Origin of the sequence: Halpernia sp. (genome assembly GCF_048269545.1) — a bacterium.
In the GTDB taxonomy this organism is placed as follows: domain Bacteria; phylum Bacteroidota; class Bacteroidia; order Flavobacteriales; family Weeksellaceae; genus Halpernia.
Genome location: NZ_JBLXIJ010000006.1, coordinates 105,220 through 125,478, shown reverse-complemented (window position 1 = coordinate 125,478; position 20,259 = coordinate 105,220). Strand labels below are relative to the sequence as shown.

The window sequence follows — 20,259 nt, the reverse complement described above, 5'->3', positions numbered from 1 at the left end:
TTTTTATATGATTTCAAATTTAATTAAAATAGTTGAATAGTGAAGTTAAAAAATGTAAAACAAGACTTTGTAGATTAAATATTATTTCTTACTTTTGCGGTCTAAAATTTACCAAAGAAATAGCCATTACTATTTCTTAAAATAATTTTTATTTAAATTAATATTAAGGAAATGAAAAAAGATATCCACCCAACTAATTACAGACTTGTTGCTTTTAAAGATATGAGTAACGACGAAATGTTTATCTGCAAATCTACAGCAGAAACAAAAGACACTATCGAATTTGAAGGAACTGAATATCCTTTGGTAAAAATGGAGATTTCTTCTACATCTCACCCTTTCTACACAGGAAAAGTGAAATTAGTGGATACAGCAGGTAGAGTTGATAAATTCATGAACAAATACAAAAAATTCGCAAAATAATTTTCGAGTTTTTCTAATACAGAGAAGTCTTTCATTTTTAATGGAAGACTTTTTTTGTTAATTAATGTTTATTTTTGTTACACCAAACTATTACCTAAAGACTAAAATCTAAGCTTATGCAACTCGTTTTCTCCGATGCTCAATTTTGGGAAGAATTTCTCCCACTCACTTTTACAAAACCAACCGCAGAAATGCGTTGTGGAATTCTTACATTTTCTGAAAGATGGAAAAAACTCTTAGATTGTTCCGAAGTTACTTTTATCACTGAAGATTTTTTACAAGAAAAGTTTCCAAAACCTGAGAAAGTAGAATCTCTCTTTTTAGTTCCAAATTTTTTGCCGAGCGAAACAGTTTTAAATCAAATAAAAAATTTAAAATTAGGTGAAGCGTTGGTTTATGAAAATGAACTTTTAGCTGCAAAAGTAAATATGGAAAATTTCTCTCTAAATAAAATTGAGAAAATGACGGATATTACTGAAGAATTGGTTTTCTTTAAAAATTCTACCGATTTATTTTCCTTAAATGAAAAAGCCATTAATTTTGATTTTGAACTTTTAACGCAAGGAAAAAAGTCGCAAAAATTATCTTCAACAAACGGATTTTTAGGAAATGAAAAAGATCTTTTCATTGAAGAAGGTGCAGAAATAGAATTTGCAACCATTAATTGCAAAACTGGAAAAATCTACATCGGAAAAAATGCTGAAATCATGGAAGGTTCTAATGTTCGTGGACCTTTATCTTTAGGCGACAATTCTAAAATAAATATGGGTGCCAAAATTTATGGCGCAACCACAATTGGACCACAATGTAAAGTTGGAGGAGAAGTAAATAATATTGTGATTTTTGGTTTTTCAAATAAAGGACACGAAGGATTTCTCGGAAATTCTGTGATTGGTGAATGGTGTAACATCGGCGCAGATACTAATTCTTCTAATCTGAAAAATAATTACGCGATGGTAAAATTGTGGAATTATAAAAGCAAGCGCTTCCAAAATACAGGTTTACAATTTTGTGGTTTAATTATGGGAGATCATTCTAAAGCTGCGATTAATACTCAGTTTAATACTGGAACTGTAGTTGGAGTTGGAGCAAATATTTTTAAATCTGGTTTTCCACCAAATTTAATAGAAAACTTTTCTTGGGGAGGAATGAAAGGCGATGAAAAATTTAATTTATCTAAAGCGTATGAAGTTGCCGAAAAAGCGATGGAAAGGAGGAAATTGCCTTTAAAGGAAATTGATAAAAATATTTTGAAGTATGTATATGAGAATTATTAAATAAGTTTTGAAAATGAAAATTTATTTATTACTTATTTTTTTTCTTAAAGCCTTTGTTTGAGTCAGATAAAGAGAAATAAATTTGAAATTCAAGATTTAAAGGGAAATCTCTTTTACTGTTGAGATTCTTCCTTCGTCAGAATGACAAAACGAACTATTTTATTTTAGCGAGTATTTTCGTAAATTTTCTTTTACCCAAAGCAAAATTGAAATTTTCTAAAAATGTAACGCAGCCCGACTTGAGTGGAATCCTTTTTTTTCACATTTAAAAAAAAGATTGGGAACGGAAGGTGAAAAAAACTGCCAAAAAAAATCCTCAAATTATCACATTTATAAATTTTCAAATCTATTTTCTTACCTTTGCCGAAATATTTTTCTCACTTAAAACGTTGATAGCATGCAACTGTATAACAAATTAAGCGCAGAAGAAAGAGCCAAACTTATTGATGAAGCCGGAAAGCAGCGGCTTACTTTATCTTTCTATGCGTACGCAAAAATCCAAAATCCCCAAAAATTTCGCGACGATTTATTTATAGCTTGGAACAAACTCGATGTTCTCGGAAGAATTTATGTTGCGCATGAAGGAATTAATGCACAACTGAGTCTTCCAGCGGAAAATTTTGAAAATTTCCGGGAAACCTTGGAAGTTTATGATTTTTTGAAAGATATTTTATTAAATGTTGCAGTTGAACAAGATGATCATTCGTTTTTGAAATTAACCATTAAAGTGAGACATAAAATAGTTGCAGATGGTTTAAATGATGAAACTTTTGATGTGACAAATAAAGGAATTCACGTGAAAGCACGGGAATTTAATCAATTATTGGAAGATCCAAATACGATTGTAGTTGATTTTAGAAATCATTATGAAAGTGAAGTCGGGCATTTTGAAGGTGCAATTACGCCGGACGTTGAAACTTTTAGAGAAAGTTTGCCAATAATTAAAGAACAATTACAAGATTTTAAAGAAGATAAAAACCTTTTAATGTATTGTACCGGAGGAATTCGCTGTGAAAAAGCAAGTGCTTATTTTAAACATCAAGGATTTAAAAATGTGTTTCAATTAAAAGGAGGAATTATTGAATATGCGCGTCAAATAAAAGAAGAAAAAATTGAAAGTAAATTCATTGGGAAAAATTTTGTTTTTGATCACAGATTAGGCGAAAGAATTACGGACGATATTGTTTCGCAATGTCATCAATGTGGAAAACCGTGTGATAATCACACGAATTGCGAGAATGAAGCTTGTCATTTATTATTTATTCAATGTGATAAGTGTAAAGAAATAATGGAAAATTGTTGTTCAACTGAATGTTTGGAAATTATTCATTTACCAGAAAACAAACAAAAAGAATTAAGAAAAGGATTACAAGTAGGAAATAAAGTATTTAGAAAAGGAAAATCTGAAGCTTTAAGATTTAAAAATTCTGGAGATTTACCTAAAAAACCTTTAGCAAAAGCAGAATCTAAAAATATTCGTGGAAAAATAAAAATTAAAAAAGTTTTGATTGGGAAAGCGGAGCATTATTTTACAAAATCTAAAATCGGACAATTTTTAATTGAAAATCAAGAAATTTCTATTGGTGATAAAGTTTTAATTTCTGGTCCGACAACTGGAGAGCAAGAATTTATAATTACAGAATTATTTGCAAATGGAAATTCTTGTGAAAATGCAAAAACTGGAGATCAAATTACATTTGAAATTCCTTTTAGGATTAGATTGTCTGATAAATTGTATAAGATTTTAGATTAATTTTAATTAGAAAAATAATTCCAAAATGTATTCTTCAACTTTAAATAAATCAGAATTACGAAAGCTTTATTTAAAGGAAAGAATGACTTTTTCTAAAGAGGAAATCGAAGATTATTCTCAAACAATTTTTGAAAGTTTCTTAAAGTTTTTTGATTTATCTGAAGTAAAAAAAGTACATTGTTTTTTGCCAATCGAGAAGTTTAATGAAATTAATACTTTTCTTTTTATTCATTATTTTTGGGAAAATAATATTGAAGTTTATGTTCCGAAAATTATAGGAGAAGAAATGATTTCTATTAAATTAGAAAAATCCACAGAGTTAATTAAGAATTCTTGGGGAATTTTGGAGCCAAAATCAAATTTGTATTTATCAGAAAATAATTTTGACTTGGTTATAACGCCATTACTTTATTGTGACAAAAATGGAAATAGAATTGGTTACGGAAAAGGATTTTATGACAAGTTTTTCAAAAAATTAAATTTGGAAACCGTTAAAATTGGTTTAAATTTCTTTACGCCAATTCAACAAATTTCAGACATTTCAGATTTTGATGAAAAGTTAGATTATTTGGTTACGCCAACGGAAATACTGTCTTTTTTTGACGGAATATCAAAATTCACGAAATAAAATTTAAATTCTTTTTTGAATTTTACAGGATACGGTTTTAAAATATATTGAGCGTTTTTGTCGAAACTACCGATAAATTTGTTGTCTTTGTCGTAATATTCTACATTAAACTTTGCGAAATCTAGTGTATCATTTTTTGTATATTCTTTTCTAACTTGAATATCTCCTACTTTTGCTGTTTTTACTTTCAGACTGTCCAGTTGAAGTAAAATAGGCTTTAATTTTTGAGAATCTTGAATTAAAAAATAACTATTCATTTGTGAGTAAATTACGGAGTCTATTTCAGTATCACGATGTCCAGAAGTGTAAAGCGTGGAGAGATCAAATAATTCTTGAATTTTTTGTTTTGTTATAAAAGAAATTGCTTGAGCGCTATCCATTTTTGTTACGGGATAACTCATTTTATTGGTGTTTTTACGCAGCGTTTCTAAATCACTCACAGAACTATTTTCCTTTTTACAGGAAATGACCAATAAAAAGAGCAACATCGAGAAAAATATACTATTTAGAATCTTCATCTTTTCCTATTTTAAATTTTATCATATCTATTTTTCCTTGATTATTTGTTTTTGTATCAATCACTTCAAGCTTTTCTAAAGAAGTAGATGGGAGTGTAACAAGATTAATATAGCGTTGTTTATCCATTGTTTCCACACCATAAGTTTCATTGTCGTAAACTTGATAAATTAATACATTGTCACTTATCAAATAGTTTAAACTCTCTCTCTTTTTCTTAAGATCTTTTAAAGATTTTGAATAATAAAAGAGCATAAAAGCATAATCATTCGGTTTTAGCTCAATGTTTTCTGCTTCTGGAGCAGTTTCTAAATTTCTTCTAATAGTATCAGTTTTATAAAACGGCGAAGAAACAACCATTGTAAGAGTTTTAGATTTTGTAGTATAAACAAAGGGAACATTTGGTTTTGCTACATACAAAATGGGAGATTCATCATCTTTGAGAATCTGAACTTGTAAATCTGCATTTATTTTTGCATTTCTATCTGCATCTATAAAACTATAATAATATTTTCTACTAAAAATTTCATCTTTAAACCCCAAAAGTGCCACAAGTACTAATAAAAGTAATGTAATTCCTATCCAAAGATATTTTTTAATATAAGAAAATAAAGAATTCGGATAAATTGTTTTATCTTCTATATTTTTTTCACCTATTTGATTATCAGTCTTTTTGTTTTGTAAAACTGTAGTTTCATTGGTTTCTAAATAGGTGTTTTTAAGTATTTCACGTACCAAATCATTTTCATTTTCATTTTCATTTACTGAGTTTTGTTCCAAATCATCATCATTAATTTTTTCTGACTCTCCATTGTCTTTTAAAATTTCATTGGCAAAAAGATGATCTTTTTTAAAACAATACCATGTATCGTAACCTGCATAAACAGATAATATATTTAGCATGTCAATTCGTGGCAACTTCGTAACGGGAGAATTTTTAAAGTAAGTATAAAAAGATTTCTCACTTATGTTGCCTTTTGCGACTTTTCTTAAATCTTCTTGGAAATAAATGATATCAATTCCCTTCCATTTTGAAATATCATCAAAAGAAGGAGAATAATTTTTTATGTATTTGGCCTGAACTTCAGATTTCAGTTGCTCAAAATGTAATAAATCTAAATCTGTCAAAATACAATTATGCGGTTAACTTTTTGATATTCAGTGATGATAAATTGTAAAATCATTCTACAAATATATTACAATTAATTTTCTAATGAAAATTATTTTATCATTCTATCTTTGCACTGTCAAAATGATATATATCATTACAACAACCAATTTAAAACAAAGTAAAACAATTTAATTCAATTTATTATGAAAAAATCATTATTCGTAGCTGCAATCGCTGCTATTTCTTTAGTTGCTTGTAAAAAAACTGAAACTGTTGATACAGCTAATGCTACAGATTCTACTGCTGCTGCAATGTCTGATTCTGCTGCAAACGTAACTGATTCTGCTGCTGCTGTAGTTGATTCTGCTGCTTCTGTAACTGTTGATGCTGCAAAAGATGCTGCTGCTGCAACTACTGCTGCTGGTGTTGATGCTGCAAAAGATGCTGCAAAAGGTGCAGGTGATGCTGCAAAAGGTGCTGCAGATGCTGCAAAAGATGCTACAAAAGACGCTAACAAAGCTGTTAAAGAAGCTGTAAAAAAATAATTTATTCTCACGAATAAATTTAAACCGGCTCGTTATTTATAACGAGCCGGTTTTTTATGATTTTATTTGAAGAATTATTTTATTTTTTCTGTCGTAGAATTTCATAACAGGAGATTGCAACCGCATTACTCAGATTAAGAGAATCTATGCTTCCGCACATTGGAATGATTACATTTTTTCCAGTTTGTGACCAAAAATCTGAAAGTCCGCTGTGTTCTGTACCGAAAATTAGAGCACTCTTTTTTACAAAATTTATGGAGGAAATCTCTATTGCGTTTTGATGCATATTTGTAGTGTAAATTTGAAAATTATTTTCATTTAAAAATTTTAAAGCTGTTTTATTTTCACTTTGAAAAATATTCATTCCGAATAAACAGCCAACACTTGAACGAATAACATTCGGATTATAAATATCAACTTTTGTATCTGTGATAATTATAGCTTCTATTCCAAATGCTTCACAACTTCTTAATATAGCGCCTAAATTTCCTGGTTTTTCTACACTTTCTATTACAATTACAGAATCCTTATCTTTTGGCTTGTAATTATTTAAATCTTTTTCTTCCGTTTTATAAATCCCAATAATTCCTTCTGAACTTCCACGATAAGCGATTTTATTATAAATTTTATCTGAAATACTTTCAAATTTTAAAGGTAATTCTCCTGAAAAAATACTTTCACAAATAAAATAATTAACTGGTTTCGAATTAAATTTTAACGCACGTTTATTTTCTTGTGCGCCTTCAACAGTGAAAACTTGCTCTTTTTTTCTGAATCTGTTATCAGTTAAAAGCCGGTTTAAGTATTTTATTTTTTCGTTTTGTAAACTTTCAATCATTACACTATTTTATATTTCTTCTTCCTCTGAAATGGCTCTTAAAATAATATTTTCAGGAATAGATTTTTTGGCTTTTGCACCCATTTTCTTTAATTTTTCTACACTTGTAATTAAGTTTCCTCTTCCATCAACTAATTTGTTCATGGCATTATCATATTCAGTTTTAGAATCTTTTATTTTATTTCCAACTTTCACCAAATCACTTACAAATCCTTCAAATTTATCGTACAAAGCTCCTGCTTGTCTCGCAATTTCATAAGCATTTTCTTGCTGTTTTTGGTTTGTCCACATACTATCAATTGTTCGTAAAGTGGCTAAAAGAGTAGAAGGCGTGACAATTACAATATTTTTTTCAAAAGCTTTATTATAAAGAAAAGTATCTTCATTTAATGCAATTGCAAATGCAGGTTCAATTGGGATGAAAAGTAGAACGAAATCTGGACTTTCCATTGCGTACAAATTTTGATAATTCTTATTTCCCAGTTGTTCTACGTGTCTTTTGATAGAAGAAACGTGATCTTTTAAAAAGTAATTTTTTTGTTCCTCTTCTTCTTCGTTAATGTATTTTTCATACGCAATTAAAGAAACTTTAGAATCAATTACCATTTTTTTACCATCTGGAAGATTAATTACAACATCCGGCAAAACTCTGTTTCCATCTTCGTTTGTGTGGCTTTTTTGCACTTCATATTCTCTTCCTTTTTCTAAACCAGATTTTTCTAAAACCCTTTCTAAAACTAATTCTCCCCAATTTCCTTGGATTTTATTATCACCTTTTAATGCCTTTGTAAGATTTAAAGTTTCTTTGCTCATTTGAAGGTTCATATCTTTCAAACCAATAATTTGTTGTCGGAGCGCTGCGTGATAATCGATGCTTTCTTTATGCGTGGTTTCTACCTTTCTCTCAAAACTGTTTATTTTTTCTTGTAACGGATTGAGAATATTTTTTAAATTCTGTTGATTTTGTTCGGTGAATTTTTCTGTTTTTTCTTCCAAAATTTTATTGGCTAAATTTTCAAATTGTAATTTGGCGTCTTCTTGAAGTTTTTTTAAATCTTCTTTTTGAGAATCTAAACGTTGCAATAAATTTTCATTTTGCGCAGAGAAGTTGGAGTTTGAAGCAATTAATTTATTTAATTCTAAACTTTTCTGAGTATTAATTTCCCTTTCAGAATTTAAAAATTCATTTAACTTATTTCTTTCCTTTTGAGAATTATCAAGATCAGAATTTGTTTTAATAAAATTATTATTCAATTCATCAAAATCTTTTCTTAAAATATGTGTTGATTTTAAAATTAAATAAATAATAACTGCACCTAAAAGAGCGCCAAGTAAAAGCCCGAGAATTAATGTTGAAATTTCCATAGCTCAAAAATAATGAAAAGCTTTTGTTTTAATGTAAAAGTAAAAAGTAAAAAGTAAAAAGAGTGAATTTTTAATTTTTAGGATTAAAAAATTTTACTCTTTAATCCGTAAAAATTCCTTCGCTAATTCAATCATTTTTGGATCACCTGTATATTTTCCTTTTTCGTCCGAAAGTTTCACGGTTGCAATCCAATCTTTATTTGGTGCTTGAACGCCTATTAATTTCATAACAATATTCATTGGTCGTAAACCGACATCGTTTGTAAGATTGGTTCCTATCCCAAAAGAAATTCCTATTTTTCCACGACAAGCTTGCGTGATTTCATCTACTTTTTCCAAATTTAAACCATCGGAAAAAATAATATATTTAAATAAAGGATTGATTCCATTTTCTTCGTAATGATTAATTGTTTTTTGAGCAAATTCTATCGGATCTCCACTATCGTGACGAACGCCATCAAATAATTTTGTAAATTTTTTGTCAAATTGTTTAAAGAAAACATCGGTTGTAAATGTATCGGAAAGTGCAACTCCCAAATCACCACGATAAATATCCACCCAATGTTCTAATGCAATTTTATTTGCCATTTTAAAACCGTACTCTGCAGCGTGAAACATAAACCATTCATGAGCGTGCGTTCCGATTGGTTTTGTTTGATAAATCATCGCCATATGAACGTTAGAAGTTCCTATAAATGTTGAGTTTCTGTCTCGCATTAAAGCGTCTAAAACCAAACGCTGAACTTTATAAGAATGTCTTCTTCGCGTGCCAAATTCTGCAAAAGTGACTCCTAAATATTTCATTCGGCGCGCTTTTTCTAAGGTGTTTTCGATAACAATTTCATTGGAATTTCTTTCTAAATTTCCCATTGCATAATTCAATTCGCTTATTAAAGAGAGCAACGGAACTTCCCATAAAATTGTGCGGTACCAAAGTCCTTCCACAGTAACTTCTAATTCTGTTCCGTGTTGTGAAATGTGAACTTCAGAAGGATCATAACGAAAACCTTCTAGAAAATCTAAATAAGGCAAATCAATGTATGGACACGTTTTTTCCATGAACTTTTTCTCGTCTTTGGTCAATTTCAATTCTGCCATTGCATTAACGGAATGTCTTAATTCTTCCGCAAAATTTTCTGGAAATTGATGTTCGCCGCGGTTGATAAATTTATATTTCACCACTTGGCTGGGAAATAATTTCACTACAGCATTTTGCATGGTGATTTTATAAAAATCATTATCGAGAATTGAATTTAATTGTACAAGAGGCATTCTATAGAAATTTAGTGAAAGATAGGAAAATTTAAGATTTTCTATCCATAATTAAAAATTAATTTAGCAACTTTAAAATGAGGAGATTAAAAAAAGAAATTATTTTTTAATAAATTTAAAAGTTTTGTTGCCGTTTGAAGTTTTAATTAAAATTAAATAAGCGCCACTTGGGAATGCACGCACATTAACGCGGGTTTTAGAATTACTAGAATCTGTAAGTATCATTTTTCCACTCATATCAAAAATAGAAATATTTTCTATTTTTTCGTTTACCGTTCTCACAAACAAAATATCTGTGGTTGGATTGGGATAAATACTGAGATTTTTTGAAATTTCTTTCGTTGCTAAAGTTGATTCGAGTTTTATAGGTTCGCGGAAAAATGAAATTTCTAAAAAATAATCGGGATATGATTTTGCGAAATAAGCTTCACAAGTATAATCTGTAAAATCTTCTGCTTTTATCTTATTAATGTAAAAGCTTTCTGTAGAACTTGGCTGTTTTACATCTAAATCTTTGAACCAAGTAAATTGGAAATCATTACCAGAAAGTGATTGTCTTAAAGTAACGTTTTCGCCCAAAACCGCACCCACTGAAAGTGTATCATCATATCTCTGTGGTGAATAAGTGAAGTCTGTAAATTTTGGTTTTGTATCTAGAAAATTTTTAATATCCGCCAAAGAAAATTTATTATTATCTATAAAAGTAAGCGCAGGAATTGTACTTGGAATTGCTCCAGAAAGTTTATTTCCCGTTAAAGATAACATTTGAAGTTTTGGAAGCGTTAAAAGATCTGCAGGGAAAGCGTCTTTTAATAAATTATGATCAAGATAAAGTTGTTCTAAATTTTTTAGATTTAAAAGTGAAGATAAATTTCCAGAGATTAAATTTCTACCTAAATTTAGTTGAATCAAATTTGTAAATCCGCCGATATTTGAAGGTGGATTTTCTAATAAATTATTTTCGAGAGAAAGCCATTCTAGATTTTTTAAATTTGTTATAGGCGTTTCATAATTGGTTTTAAGTAAGTTTCTACTAAGATTTAAAGTAATCAACTGTGTTAAATTACCAAGTTCTGTGGGTAAAGTTGTTAAAAGATTTCCGGACAGATTTAATTCTTTTAAATTGGTTAAATTAGAAAGATAATTGAAGCCAGTTTTTAATTGGTTGTCGCTTAAATCTAAAGATTCTAAAGTATTTAAAGTTGAAATTTTTTGCGGAACTGCTGTTAAATTTAAATTTGCAATGTCTAATACTTTTAATTGGTTAAAATTTTGCAGAAATACATTAATATCTGAAATAATAAAATGATTGTGACCAATTGACAATTCTGAAAGTGTTGAAAGTGAAGAAATTGTTGAAGTTGGATCGCCTGTAAGATTATTGTCATTAATGCTTAAAGAAATGAGTTGTGATAAACTCGCTAAACCTGGCGAAACTTCACCACTAAGATTGTTATTACTAAAATCTAATGCTTTAAGATTCGTAAATACAGATAAATTTGAAGGAAAAATTCCTGAGAGAGCGTTTCCACGCAAATTGATTTCTGTAACGTTGTGATTTTTAATTTTGATGCCATACCAATATTGTGGATCTTTAGTTAAATCCCAAGTTTGGCTCCAGTTTTCGCCGTTTGTAGTTTGGTATATAGAAAGCAATGCACTTCTTTCTGCAATAGAAATACTATATTGCGAGAAGGCAAAATTTGAGATCAATATAAAAAGGAAAAGTTTTTTCAATTAATAATTATTAAATATTTGGCGCAAATGTATTTAAAAAAATGTATAGTTAAATAATGGGAGGTTAGAATTATTTTATTTTATTAAATCGGTTTCTGTTCTACATCTTATGAAACTCTATTAAATTATTAAAAACTATTCAAATTATTCTAATAACCCAATTTTTAGAATATAACATTCAATTAAATAAAAAATCAATAATCCATTTGCACAATCAAATATATTTCTTATTTTTGCACCCTGAATTATAAAAAACAAAAAGCAATTAAATGCCTACTATTCAACAATTAGTAAGAAAAGGAAGAGTCGCACTCACCAAGAAGAGTAAATCGGCTGCTTTGGATTCTTGTCCGCAAAGACGCGGTGTTTGTACGAGAGTATACACCACAACTCCTAAGAAACCTAACTCAGCGTTACGTAAAGTAGCAAGAGTAAGACTTTCTAATGGGAAAGAAGTTAACGCCTACATCCCGGGCGAAGGACATAATCTCCAAGAGCACTCGATAGTATTGGTACGCGGCGGAAGGGTGAAAGACCTACCGGGAGTAAGATATCACATCGTGAGAGGTGCTTTAGACACTGCAGGAGTTAGTGGAAGAACACAGAGAAGATCCAAGTATGGAGCAAAAAGACCTAAACCAGGTGCAGCAGCTGCAGCTCCGGCAAAAGGCAAGAAAAAATAATCATTAAATAGGTAAAGAAACAATGAGAAAGACAAAAGCAAAAAAAAGACCGTTGTTGCCAGATCCAAAATTTAATGATCAGTTGGTAACAAGATTTGTGAACAATTTAATGTTTGATGGTAAAAAATCAATTGCATTTAAAATATTTTATGATGCTTTAGACATCGTAGAAGCTAAAAAAGGAGAAAACGAGAAGACTTCTTTGGAAATTTGGAAAGACGCTCTTACCAATGTGATGCCTCACGTAGAGGTTAGATCTAAAAGAGTAGGTGGTGCTAACTTTCAAATTCCAATGCCAATTCGCGCTGATAGAAAGATTTCTATGGCTATGAAATGGTTAATAAAATATTCTACTGCAAGAAATGATAAATCTATGGCTAATAAACTGGCTGCAGAGATTATTGCTGCTGCAAAAGAAGAGGGTGCTGCTGTAAAGAAAAAAACAGACACTCACAAAATGGCAGAAGCCAACAAAGCATTTTCACACTTTAGATTTTAATTAAATGGCAAGAGATCTTAAATTAACTCGTAATATTGGTATTGCTGCGCATATTGATGCTGGTAAAACTACTACTACGGAAAGAATATTATTTTATACTGGTGTAAACCACAAAATTGGCGAAGTACATGATGGTGCTTCTACAATGGACTGGATGGAGCAAGAAGCAGAACGTGGTATCACAATTACTTCTGCAGCTACTACTTGTGAGTGGGTTTATCCAAGAATTGATGGTGCTCCTGCTTCGGATTCTAAAAGTTACCATTTCAATATTATCGATACTCCGGGACACGTGGATTTTACTGTTGAGGTAAATAGATCTTTACGTGTACTTGATGGTTTGGTATTTTTATTTTCTGCAGTTGATGGTGTTGAACCACAATCTGAAACTAACTGGAGATTAGCAGATAACTATAAAGTTGCGAGACTAGGTTTTGTAAATAAAATGGACCGTCAAGGTGCAGACTTTTTAAAAGTCGTTAACCAAGTTAAAGAAATGTTAGGTTCTAATGCAGTTCCAATCGTATTACCAATAGGAGCTGAAGAAACTTTCAAAGGAGTTGTAGATTTAATTAAAAATCGTGCAATTATCTGGCATGATGAAACTCAGGGTGCAACATTTGACGTAGTGCCAATTCCTGAAGATATGAAAGCTGATGTTTTGGAATACAGAGAAAAACTTGTAGAAGCCGTTGCTGATTATGATGATACTTTGATGGAGAAATTCTTCGAAGATCCAGATTCTATTTCGGAAGATGAAATTAATGAAGCTTTAAGAAAAGCAACAATTGATTTGTCTATTATTCCAATGACATGTGGTTCTTCTTTCAAAAACAAAGGCGTTCAATTTATGCTAGATGCGGTTTGTAAATATCTTCCATCACCAATGGATAAAGATGATATTGTTGGAACAAATCCAGATAATGAACAAGAAGTTACTAGAAAACCAAGTGTACAAGAACCTTTTTCTGCATTAGCCTTTAAAATCGCAACTGATCCTTTTGTGGGAAGATTAGCGTTTTTTAGAGCTTATTCTGGTAGATTAGACGCAGGTTCTTATGTTTTGAATACAAGATCTAACAGCAAAGAAAGAATCTCACGTATTTATCAGATGCACGCAAATAAACAGAATCCTGTAGAATTTATCGAAGCAGGTGATATTGGTGCAGCTGTTGGATTTAAATCCATCAAAACTGGTGATACTTTATGTGATGAGAAACATCCAATTGTTTTAGAATCTATGGTTTTTCCAGATCCAGTAATTGGTATCGCAGTGGAACCTAAAACTAAGGCAGATCAAGATAAAATGGGGAATGCTTTAGCAAAATTAGCTGAAGAAGATCCAACTTTCCAAGTGAAAACTGATGAAGCTTCTGGGCAGACTATTATCTCCGGAATGGGTGAACTTCACCTTGATATTTTGGTAGATAGAATGCGTAGAGAATTCAAAGTTGAGGTAAACCAAGGTGAACCACAAGTAGAATATAAAGAAAATCTTACGCAAACAACACAACACAGAGAAGTTTACAAAAAACAATCTGGTGGTCGTGGTAAATTTGCCGATATCGTTTTTACACTGGGACCTGCAGAAGACAACAAACCTGGTTTAGAATTTGTAAATGAGATTAAAGGTGGAAATGTTCCGAAAGAATTTGTACCAGCTGTTGAGAAAGGATTTAAAGAATCTTTGAAAAACGGTCCTTTAGCAGGATTTGAAGTAGAAGGATTTAAAGTAGTTTTAAAAGATGGTTCTTTCCACCCAGTGGATTCTGATGCATTATCTTTTGAATTAGCTGCAAAAATGGGCTTCCGTGAAGCAGGACGCGCAGCGAAACCTGTAATTATGGAGCCGATTATGAAACTTGAAGTTGTTACTCCTGAAGAATATATGGGAGACATTGTTGGAGATCTTAATAGAAGAAGAGGAACCATCAACGGAATGGACGACAGAAATAATGCGAAAATCATTAAAGCTTTCGTGCCTTTAGCAGAAATGTTTGGTTATGTAACTTCACTTAGAACACTTTCCTCTGGTAGAGCAACGTCTTCTATGGAATTTGAAAAATATGAAGCAGCTCCTACAAATGTTGCAGAAGCAGTAATCGCAAAAGCAAAAGGTTAATCTCTAAATAAATTAAAATGTCACAAAGAATAAGAATAAAATTAAAATCTTACGATTACAATTTAGTAGATAAATCTGCTGAGAAAATCGTGAGAACTGTAAAAGCTACAGGTGCAGTTGTAAATGGACCAATTCCTTTACCAACAAACAAGAGAATCTTCACAGTATTGAAATCTCCGCACGTAAACAAAAAAGCAAGAGAACAATTTCAATTATCTGCTCATAAAAGATTGATGGATATTTATTCATCTTCTTCAAAAACTGTAGATGCATTAATGAAATTAGAATTGCCTTCTGGAGTTGATGTAGAAATTAAAGTATGATGATTTTTGCTTCGGCAAATAATTAAAACTTATATTATAAAATCCCTTTTCTTTAAGATTAGGGATTTTTTTATTTTAAATAATTCTAAATTACATTCTTCTAGTTAAATTTTCAAAAATAACTTGCATAGTTTTAGTTTTAGTTTTAGTTTTAGTTTCGTAACATATTAACAATTAAAAATATATGTTATGAAAAAATTATTACTTATTGCTACTCTAGGAATTGCTGGAATGATGAGTGCTAAAAGTACTAAACAATCACACGAACTTAATTTTAAAAATGAAAAAATGAATTCGCTTTTAAATTTAGTTGTTTCGCCACCAGATATAAATTTAGTGAAGATTACCTCAGAATGTGGGATTGTTTTTTATTTAAATTCAAATGATTATTCAACTAGTAAAGAACTTGAAGCCGATGCGGTTAAATGGAGTGCGATTAAATGCAACGCTGCATTAACTCCTCCTTAATTAGTAGTTTTATACATTCTATACATGAAAAATTTTACCATAAAAATTCTTATATTAACCTTAACATTTTTTGTTCTTTCTAATGTGATTGGACAAACCATTTCTTATCCACCCAATTTTAAATTTAAATCAGAGACTTTCAAATCAGAATCATTAGGCGTGGCAAACCAAAATTTTTACTACAAAATAAGTTTTGTTAAAAATCCAAAAGTTCCAGATAACAAAACGGTAGCCATTGGAATACTTCAGATTGGTGAAAATTATTCCAAATTTATAGATGTTATTCAGTTGCAGAGAGATTCAGTAATTGAGAAGCAAAGTCACCAATCCACAATAAATGCAGATGAATTTGATGTACTTTTAAAATTGAAAACACAATGGGAAACAATAGTTGTAAAAGATTTCAAGGATAAAAATATATTTATCCAAGATTGGGCGAGAAAAACTTATCAATACGAAATTCAAAACCCAGTTTTTAATTGGAAACTAAAAGAAGGAAAAAAAATATTTTAGGTTATGATTGTGGAGAAGCGGAAGCCGTTTTTAAAGGTAGAACATATACAGCTTGGTATGCCAAAAAATTGCCGATAATAAATGGACCTTATGTTTTTGGTGGTCTTCCAGGTCTTATCATGGAAATTTCAGATTCTAAAAATGAATATGATTTTACTTTGATTGGAATTGATAAAAAAAAGGAAAATATTTATACCCGAACTGAAGATAATATTTTGAAAGTTTCAAGAGAGCAGTTTAGAAAAATTATTCAATCTTATAATGATAATCCGGGTTTTTATTCTGGGAAAGCTTATAATCCAGATGGTAGCGAAATTACCGGAAGGTTACAAGCCTCTCCGTACAATCCAATTGAGTTGGAATAAAAATTAAATTAAGATGAATTTGCTTCGGCAAACAATCAAAACTTATATAAAATCCCTTTTCGAAAGATTAGGGATTTTTATTTTTCCAAACCTTCAAGGTTTTAAAACCTGTCAAGATTTGTGTTTCCAAGAAAATGTTTATTTTTATCAAAAATTTATTAATGAAAAACGTTTTCTTCTTTATTTTTTTAATAAGCATTTCAGTTTCCTCACAAACCCACCGTTTTATTTACCAATATCAATTTAAAACAGATTCCGCTTCCGCAAAATATGAAAAAGCAAATATGGTTTTAGACATCAATCCACAAGATGTGAAATTTTATGATTACGCTTATGCCGAAAATGATTCTTTAAATAAACTTCACGATTATAAAAATTTTCTCTGGAATGATACGCCTGCAATTATTAGAAAAAAAAATTCTAACGAAAATCTCAATTTTGAATTTTTAAACGATTACTTTAAATATTCCACAACCGATAAAATAAACTGGAAACTTTCCTCAGAAACTAAAAAAGTGGGACAATATAATCTGCAAAAGGCAACTACAGATTTTGGAGGTAGAAAATGGATCGCTTGGTTTAATCAGGAAATCCCCATTAACGAAGGACCGTACAAATTCCGCGGACTTCCTGGTTTAATATTTGAAATTTCTGATTCTGAAAATCAATTTTTATTTAAATTAATAAAAAGCTACCAATTAAAATCTACTTACAACACTATAGATTTTTTAGAAACTACAATGGATAAAAAACCTATATTAATTAATCGAGAATCCTTAGATAGAATAAAATTAGATTTTTACAAAGATCCGTATCACGAAATAAGAGAAAATTTTGTTTATAAACCAGAAGAAAAAATACAATTGATGGGTGTTAGAATTACTTCTAAAGACCAAATCACAGAACAAACTAAACGTTACCAAAAATATATCCGAGACAATAATAATATTATTGAGCGAGATAAAAAACTTAATTATTTTGAAAATTAAAATTTTTTTTAAATATATTTTAAATTAAAATTTTTTCAATAAACTAAAACTTAGAAGATCTCGTAATTATATATTAGGTTTGTTTTTCAATTTTATAGCCTTTAATTCATAAAAATTATTTATTTTCGTCGGTCAAAATATATATCATGAAGAAATTCTTTACAACTTTTACAATTATATTTTCCGTTTTATTTTCTTTTTGTGTCAATGCACAATGGACGAAAACAGAAGGTATTTCAACATTTTCAAAGCAAAATAAAAATTATGCATATTACAAATTAGATATCAATAAAATTCGTACCCAACTTATTTCTACTAATAAAATGGGGAAAAATGCAAAATCTGTTACCATAGAAATTCCAACAGCAGAAGGAAAAATAGAGAGATTTGCTGTATATAGTTTCCCAGTAATGGATGAAGCGTTAGAAGAACAATATAAATTGGGCTCTTATGTTGGAACTGGAATTGATGATCCCACAAAATATATAAGATTTAGTGTGGCGCCAAATGATTTTCAGTCGATGATTATTAGTGGCGGCAAATATGAATTTATTGAGCCAGCTTCATTTGATAAATCGATATATGCACTTCATTCTAAAAGTTCAAAAAATGGATCTGCATTTGTTTGCAATACGAAAGAAGATTCACTTTCAATCGCTAGAATTCAAAAATTGGTAGATAAAAAATCTACTTTAGGAAAATCTAGCGATAAAAAATATCGTACTTTAAGATTAGCGCTTTCTGTAACAGGAGAATACACCGCATATTTTGGTGGTAAAACTGGTGCTCTTACTCAAATGAATGCGACCATGACAAGAGTGAATGGTGTTTTTGAACAAGAATTTAGTTTGCACTTAAACATGATAAATGCACAAAATATTATTTTCACAAATGCAAACTCAGATCCTTACAGTCCTTCTTCTAAAATGTGTAACTGGAATTATGAATTAATGAATGTTTTACATAGTGGAAGTTACGGAGTAAATGATGTAGATTTTGATATAGGCCACCTTTTTGGTGCAACAGGAGGTGGAGGAAATGCAGGTTGTATCGGTTGTATAGGAAGCGATGATGTTTCTTTTACCTCTTATAGTGCTTCAGATGGTGGTTGTGGTTATGCATATATTGCTCCAGATAATTATAAAGGAAGTGGTATTACATCCCCTGCTAATTCTAATCCATCAGGAGATACATTTGATATAGATTATGTTGCTCATGAAATGGGACATCAATTAGGAGATAGTCATACTTATAGTTTTTATGAACAATTTCTAAATAAAGAAGTTGAACCAGGTTCAGGTTCTACAATTATGGGTTATGCAGGAATAACGGGAGCAAGTACAGATTTACAAGAACATTCGGATCCTTATTTCCACAGTGTAAGTATTGATCAAGTTCAAGCAGTTCTTGCTACAACTTCTGTAGATGAAGAAACTAATATTACAAATAATCCTCCTGTTATTCAAGCAATGCCTGTAACTTTTACTATCCCTAAAAGCACTCCTTTTGTTTTGACTGCCATTGCAACAGATCCAGACTCTGATCCTTTAACTTACTGTTGGGAAGAAGTGGATCCAAGTAAATTAGCAAATGGTGTTACAAAATCAAATATTGGAACGACATCTTCAGGTGCAAGTTTCCGTTCTTGGTCACCAACAACTAGTCCCACAAGATATTTTCCTAAATTATCTACAGTTTTAGGCGGAAGCGTTAAAAACACAGCTGACTTCGAAGCAGCTTCCACAAAATCTAGAACTACTAATTTCCGTGTAACAGTTCGTGATAATAAAATTGGCGGTCAAGCACAAACAGCTTACGAAGAGCAAAAAATTGTGGTCGGTTCTGCTTCTGCTTTCACAGTTAATACTGCTTCTGGTCCTGCAGGTTCTCCTGTTGCAATTAGTTGGGTGGTTTCTGGAACTACAGCTTCGCCTTACAATGTAGCAAATGTTATGATAGATTATACGAATGATAATGGAGCAACTTGGAGTGTTCTAAGTAATTCCACTGCAAATAATGGTTCTGCAAGCGTTATTTTTCCTGCTTCACTTGGTGCTTCTACTCCTTATGTAAGAGTTTCTGCTATCGGAAATGTTTTCTATGCCGTAAATAAAGTGACTTTAACTGCGCCTTTAGCAACTTCAGAAGCGGAAAAATTAAAACTTCAAATTTATCCAAATCCAACAAAAGAGATTCTTTTTGTGAAAAATATTTCTTCAAAATCTGCTTATAAAATTTATGATTTATCAGGGAAATTGGTTTCTTCTGGAGTTTTAAATAATAACCAAGTAAGAGTTAGTTCTTTAACAAAAGGAATTTATGTTATTACAATTGATGATAACGGAAAAACTACAGAATCTAAATTTATAAAGGAATAATCTTCTACTTAAGTTTAAAATAAAAAAAGATGTTTCAACAAAATGAAACATCTTTTTTTTAGAATTTATTCTTTGGTTTCTACAAATTCTAAACTGTCTTTTGTAGAATTAAATTTTACTTTTCCTGCATTTAATATTGAATATTTATAAGTTAAAGTGTCTTTGTTTCTCTCGTCTTGCAGGTAATAAATTCCATTTTGTGTCCACCATTTTCCTGAACGTTTTATATTTTGACTGCGGTTTGCAATTTTTAAAATTTCATCAGAACTAAAAGTACCATCAGAATTTCTTTTTATTTTCCAGGTTTTAGAAATAGGATTTTGTGTTTTTGTAATTTTCGCATTCCAAGAACCAATAAGTTTTGGGTCAATATCATTTACATTATTTATAGAATTACTACAACCTAAAATTGCAATTATTGATAAACTGAGAATTATAATATTTTTTGTCATTT

The 20,259-nt window shown here is 30.3% G+C and carries 21 protein-coding genes; 14 read left to right on the top strand and 7 right to left on the bottom strand.

The genetic code is table 11. The features are described from left to right. The first annotated feature begins 171 nt into the window (after nt 1–171). From ACN0WB_RS08940 to ACN0WB_RS08925, 4 genes are all read left to right on the top strand, one after another. Nucleotides 172–423, top strand: a complete 252-nt coding sequence (locus tag ACN0WB_RS08940) for a type B 50S ribosomal protein L31 (RefSeq protein WP_417430948.1) — start codon at nt 172–174, stop codon at nt 421–423. Between the two features lie 116 nt (nt 424–539). Beyond that, the gene (locus tag ACN0WB_RS08935) at nt 540–1,700 is read left to right on the top strand and encodes a GlmU family protein (protein WP_417430946.1); all 1,161 of its coding nucleotides are present in this window, start codon (nt 540–542) and stop codon (nt 1,698–1,700) included. Nucleotides 1,701–2,097: 397 nt separating this feature from the next. Beyond that, nucleotides 2,098–3,453: a rhodanese-related sulfurtransferase gene (locus ACN0WB_RS08930; RefSeq protein WP_417430944.1), complete on the top strand. Its 1,356-nt coding sequence runs from the start codon at nt 2,098–2,100 to the stop codon at nt 3,451–3,453. 25 nt (nt 3,454–3,478) lie between these two features. Beyond that, complete coding sequence (locus tag ACN0WB_RS08925) at nt 3,479–4,081, top strand: 5-formyltetrahydrofolate cyclo-ligase (protein ID WP_417430942.1); 603 nt, start codon at nt 3,479–3,481, stop codon at nt 4,079–4,081. On the opposite strand, the gene ACN0WB_RS08920 is transcribed toward ACN0WB_RS08925, so the two are convergent. Both ACN0WB_RS08920 and ACN0WB_RS08915 read right to left on the bottom strand, forming a co-directional pair. Then, nucleotides 4,018–4,599: a hypothetical protein gene (locus ACN0WB_RS08920; protein ID WP_417430940.1), complete on the bottom strand. Its 582-nt coding sequence runs from the start codon at nt 4,597–4,599 to the stop codon at nt 4,018–4,020. The two genes, ACN0WB_RS08925 and ACN0WB_RS08920, sit on opposite strands and share 64 nt — an antisense overlap. Further along, nucleotides 4,583–5,725, bottom strand: a complete 1,143-nt coding sequence (locus ACN0WB_RS08915; RefSeq protein WP_417430938.1) for a hypothetical protein — start codon at nt 5,723–5,725, stop codon at nt 4,583–4,585. The genes ACN0WB_RS08920 and ACN0WB_RS08915 overlap by 17 nt, the downstream gene beginning before the upstream one ends. 186 nt (nt 5,726–5,911) lie before the next feature. Here ACN0WB_RS08915 and ACN0WB_RS08910 point away from each other — a divergent pair, with 186 nt between their 5' ends. Further along, complete coding sequence (locus ACN0WB_RS08910) at nt 5,912–6,253, top strand: hypothetical protein (protein WP_417430936.1); 342 nt, start codon at nt 5,912–5,914, stop codon at nt 6,251–6,253. 79 nt (nt 6,254–6,332) lie between these two features. On the opposite strand, the gene ACN0WB_RS08905 is transcribed toward ACN0WB_RS08910, so the two are convergent. The 4 genes from ACN0WB_RS08905 to ACN0WB_RS08890 form a co-directional block, all read right to left on the bottom strand. After that, nucleotides 6,333–7,091, bottom strand: a complete 759-nt coding sequence (locus tag ACN0WB_RS08905; RefSeq protein ID WP_417430934.1) for a TrmH family RNA methyltransferase — start codon at nt 7,089–7,091, stop codon at nt 6,333–6,335. A 9-nt stretch (nt 7,092–7,100) separates the two neighbouring features. Next, entirely contained in the window at nt 7,101–8,456 is a 1,356-nt protein-coding gene (locus ACN0WB_RS08900; RefSeq protein ID WP_417430932.1) for a DNA recombination protein RmuC, read from the bottom strand. Between the two features lie 93 nt (nt 8,457–8,549). Next, complete coding sequence (gene pncB / locus ACN0WB_RS08895) at nt 8,550–9,728, bottom strand: nicotinate phosphoribosyltransferase (protein ID WP_417430930.1); 1,179 nt, start codon at nt 9,726–9,728, stop codon at nt 8,550–8,552. A gap of 99 nt (nt 9,729–9,827) precedes the next feature. Then, nucleotides 9,828–11,465 carry a T9SS type A sorting domain-containing protein gene (locus ACN0WB_RS08890; RefSeq protein WP_417430928.1) on the bottom strand — a complete coding sequence of 546 codons (1,638 nt, stop codon included), beginning with the start codon at nt 11,463–11,465 and terminating at the stop codon, nt 9,828–9,830. Nucleotides 11,466–11,734: 269 nt separating this feature from the next. On the opposite strand from ACN0WB_RS08890, the gene rpsL reads away from it, so the two are divergent. The 9 genes from rpsL (at nt 11,735) to ACN0WB_RS08845 (ending at nt 19,805) form a co-directional block, all read left to right on the top strand. Then, nucleotides 11,735–12,148 (top strand): 30S ribosomal protein S12, encoded by a 414-nt coding sequence (gene rpsL, locus ACN0WB_RS08885; RefSeq protein ID WP_417430926.1) that lies wholly within the window; start codon nt 11,735–11,737, stop codon nt 12,146–12,148. A gap of 22 nt (nt 12,149–12,170) precedes the next feature. After that, nucleotides 12,171–12,647: a 30S ribosomal protein S7 gene (gene rpsG, locus ACN0WB_RS08880; protein WP_417430924.1), complete on the top strand. Its 477-nt coding sequence runs from the start codon at nt 12,171–12,173 to the stop codon at nt 12,645–12,647. Nucleotides 12,648–12,651: 4 nt separating this feature from the next. Beyond that, entirely contained in the window at nt 12,652–14,769 is a 2,118-nt protein-coding gene (gene fusA, locus ACN0WB_RS08875) for an elongation factor G (protein ID WP_417430922.1), read from the top strand. Between the two features lie 17 nt (nt 14,770–14,786). Continuing rightward, nucleotides 14,787–15,092, top strand: coding sequence for a 30S ribosomal protein S10 (gene rpsJ, locus ACN0WB_RS08870; RefSeq protein ID WP_090079689.1), 306 nt, complete (start codon nt 14,787–14,789; stop codon nt 15,090–15,092). A 189-nt stretch (nt 15,093–15,281) separates the two neighbouring features. Further along, complete coding sequence (locus tag ACN0WB_RS08865) at nt 15,282–15,560, top strand: hypothetical protein (RefSeq protein WP_417430920.1); 279 nt, start codon at nt 15,282–15,284, stop codon at nt 15,558–15,560. A gap of 24 nt (nt 15,561–15,584) precedes the next feature. Then, nucleotides 15,585–16,073 carry a hypothetical protein gene (locus ACN0WB_RS08860; protein WP_417430918.1) on the top strand — a complete coding sequence of 163 codons (489 nt, stop codon included), beginning with the start codon at nt 15,585–15,587 and terminating at the stop codon, nt 16,071–16,073. Next, on the top strand, nt 16,040–16,438 hold the full coding sequence (locus tag ACN0WB_RS08855; RefSeq protein ID WP_417430916.1) for a GLPGLI family protein: 399 nt from the start codon (nt 16,040–16,042) through the stop codon (nt 16,436–16,438). The genes ACN0WB_RS08860 and ACN0WB_RS08855 overlap by 34 nt, the downstream gene beginning before the upstream one ends. Before the next feature lie 161 nt (nt 16,439–16,599). Continuing rightward, the gene (locus ACN0WB_RS08850) at nt 16,600–17,427 is read left to right on the top strand and encodes a GLPGLI family protein (RefSeq protein ID WP_417430914.1); all 828 of its coding nucleotides are present in this window, start codon (nt 16,600–16,602) and stop codon (nt 17,425–17,427) included. 146 nt (nt 17,428–17,573) lie between these two features. Further along, nucleotides 17,574–19,805 carry a reprolysin-like metallopeptidase gene (locus tag ACN0WB_RS08845; protein WP_417430912.1) on the top strand — a complete coding sequence of 744 codons (2,232 nt, stop codon included), beginning with the start codon at nt 17,574–17,576 and terminating at the stop codon, nt 19,803–19,805. Between the two features lie 65 nt (nt 19,806–19,870). On the opposite strand, the gene ACN0WB_RS08840 is transcribed toward ACN0WB_RS08845, so the two are convergent. Further along, nucleotides 19,871–20,257: a hypothetical protein gene (locus ACN0WB_RS08840; protein WP_417430910.1), complete on the bottom strand. Its 387-nt coding sequence runs from the start codon at nt 20,255–20,257 to the stop codon at nt 19,871–19,873. Nucleotides 20,258–20,259 lie beyond the last annotated feature (2 nt).

Excerpts from the sequence above, each read along its gene's own strand:
- ACN0WB_RS08940 (WP_417430948.1), top strand. The coding sequence starts at position 172 with ATGAAAAAAGATATCCACCCAACTAATTACAGACTTGTTGCTTTTAAA.
- ACN0WB_RS08935 (WP_417430946.1), top strand. The coding sequence starts at position 540 with ATGCAACTCGTTTTCTCCGATGCTCAATTTTGGGAAGAATTTCTCCCA.
- ACN0WB_RS08930 (WP_417430944.1), top strand. The coding sequence starts at position 2,098 with ATGCAACTGTATAACAAATTAAGCGCAGAAGAAAGAGCCAAACTTATT.
- ACN0WB_RS08925 (WP_417430942.1), top strand. The coding sequence starts at position 3,479 with ATGTATTCTTCAACTTTAAATAAATCAGAATTACGAAAGCTTTATTTA.
- ACN0WB_RS08920 (WP_417430940.1), bottom strand. The coding sequence starts at position 4,599 with ATGAAGATTCTAAATAGTATATTTTTCTCGATGTTGCTCTTTTTATTG.
- ACN0WB_RS08910 (WP_417430936.1), top strand. The coding sequence starts at position 5,912 with ATGAAAAAATCATTATTCGTAGCTGCAATCGCTGCTATTTCTTTAGTT.
- ACN0WB_RS08905 (WP_417430934.1), bottom strand. The coding sequence starts at position 7,091 with ATGATTGAAAGTTTACAAAACGAAAAAATAAAATACTTAAACCGGCTT.
- ACN0WB_RS08900 (WP_417430932.1), bottom strand. The coding sequence starts at position 8,456 with ATGGAAATTTCAACATTAATTCTCGGGCTTTTACTTGGCGCTCTTTTA.
- pncB (WP_417430930.1), bottom strand. The coding sequence starts at position 9,728 with ATGCCTCTTGTACAATTAAATTCAATTCTCGATAATGATTTTTATAAA.
- rpsL (WP_417430926.1), top strand. The coding sequence starts at position 11,735 with ATGCCTACTATTCAACAATTAGTAAGAAAAGGAAGAGTCGCACTCACC.
- rpsG (WP_417430924.1), top strand. The coding sequence starts at position 12,171 with ATGAGAAAGACAAAAGCAAAAAAAAGACCGTTGTTGCCAGATCCAAAA.
- fusA (WP_417430922.1), top strand. The coding sequence starts at position 12,652 with ATGGCAAGAGATCTTAAATTAACTCGTAATATTGGTATTGCTGCGCAT.
- rpsJ (WP_090079689.1), top strand. The coding sequence starts at position 14,787 with ATGTCACAAAGAATAAGAATAAAATTAAAATCTTACGATTACAATTTA.
- ACN0WB_RS08865 (WP_417430920.1), top strand. The coding sequence starts at position 15,282 with ATGAAAAAATTATTACTTATTGCTACTCTAGGAATTGCTGGAATGATG.
- ACN0WB_RS08860 (WP_417430918.1), top strand. The coding sequence starts at position 15,585 with ATGAAAAATTTTACCATAAAAATTCTTATATTAACCTTAACATTTTTT.
- ACN0WB_RS08850 (WP_417430914.1), top strand. The coding sequence starts at position 16,600 with ATGAAAAACGTTTTCTTCTTTATTTTTTTAATAAGCATTTCAGTTTCC.
- ACN0WB_RS08845 (WP_417430912.1), top strand. The coding sequence starts at position 17,574 with ATGAAGAAATTCTTTACAACTTTTACAATTATATTTTCCGTTTTATTT.
- ACN0WB_RS08840 (WP_417430910.1), bottom strand. The coding sequence starts at position 20,257 with ATGACAAAAAATATTATAATTCTCAGTTTATCAATAATTGCAATTTTA.